At 65.2% G+C, this 1,300-nt stretch carries 2 protein-coding genes and 1 pseudogene; all 3 read left to right on the plus strand.

Annotation, left to right across the window (positions count from 1 at the left end; translation table 11 throughout):
- Positions 1 to 488, plus strand: a 488-nt coding sequence (locus COGEMETH_RS24635) for an MFS transporter (protein ID WP_238185302.1), incomplete at its 5' end; no start/stop codon positions are given.
- A 128-nt stretch (positions 489 to 616) separates the two neighbouring features.
- Positions 617 to 1,000, plus strand: coding sequence for a Rid family detoxifying hydrolase (locus COGEMETH_RS24640; RefSeq protein ID WP_238185303.1), 384 nt, complete (start codon positions 617 to 619; stop codon positions 998 to 1,000).
- 12 nt (positions 1,001 to 1,012) lie between these two features.
- Positions 1,013 to 1,300 (plus strand): annotated as a pseudogene (locus COGEMETH_RS24645) (MOSC domain-containing protein); the annotation flags it as partial.

A 1,300-nucleotide genomic window follows, 5' to 3' on the forward strand; every position in this document is an offset into this window, starting at 1 on the left:
CACGTGGCCTGCCACGCGGCGTCGTTCTCAACGGCATCCTGATCGCTGCCATCATCGAGCTTTTCACGATCCCAGCCTTCGGATGGCTTTCGGATCGCTTCGGACGGAGACCGCTATTCGTCGCCGCCTGTCTATTCTCGATCGTCTTCGCCTTCCCGCTGTTCCAACTCCTTGACACCCGCGACCCGACGATCATCGCTCTCACGATCGCGGTCGCCCTGAGCTTCGGCCAGGGCATCATGTTCGGGACGGGAGCAGCCTGGATGTCGGAGTTGTTTGATGCGCGGCTGCGTTACAGCGGCGCCTCGCTCGGCTTTCAGGTCGGGGCGGCGCTCAGCGGCGGCTTCACGCCACTCATCGCAGCTGCCCTGCTGACCTGGGCATCGGGCGCGACCTGGCCGATCTCGGTCTACCTGATCGTGCTGGCCTGCGTGACGCTGCTGGCAGCAATCTCAGCGCCAGAGACAGCGCGCCGTCAGATTGACTGAACTGACTCATCGCTGCGAATCATCGCAGCCGAGAGGTCTTCCAGGGCCCATTCGGCTTCCAAAATGGTGGATTTTTCTCCATTATCGAAGATGATGGCCGGCATCGGTGCTGACCTTGCGGAGGACGTATGAACAGGACGATTATCAAAACGGACGCGGCTGCGCCCGCGGCCGGTCCCTATGCCCAGGCGACCCGCGTCGGCGATCTGGTCTTCGCCTCCGGCCAGCTTCCGATCGACCGCGCGACGGGTGCGTTCCCCGAGGGTGTCGAAGCCCAGACCCGGTGTTCGCTCGCCAACCTCGCCGCGGTGCTCGAAGCCGGCGGCGCGAGCCTCGCGACAATCGTCAAGACAACGGTGTTCATGAAAGACATGAACGACTTCGCCACCATGAACGCTGTCTATGCCGAGCATTTCCCCGGCGATGCCCCGGCCCGCTCCACGATCGAGGTCGCCCGACTGCCGCGCGACGCGCTGGTCGAGATCGAGGCGATCGCCCTCGCGACACGGTAGGAGGACGTGAAAATGACTGATCTTTCTCCCCCGCGCATGGTCGAGGCCTTCGCGCATCCAGTGGGCTCCGTCGCCGTCGGCGTGCCCGGCGGCGCGGTCGGCTGGCGGGGTACGCTGCTAGCCATCCACATCGCCCCGGCGGCGAGCTACGAGATGGAGGAACGCGTCGAGGCCCGGTGCGTCGCCGGCCGCGGCATCGAGGGCGACCGCTACTATCTCGGCTCCGGCACCTACTCGCCCAAACCCGATACCCGCGAGGTGACGCTGATCGAACAGGAGGCGTTGGACGCAATCAACCGC

Source organism: Methylobacterium trifolii (assembly GCF_022179685.1).
Taxonomy (GTDB): Bacteria; Pseudomonadota; Alphaproteobacteria; order Rhizobiales; family Beijerinckiaceae; genus Methylobacterium; species Methylobacterium trifolii.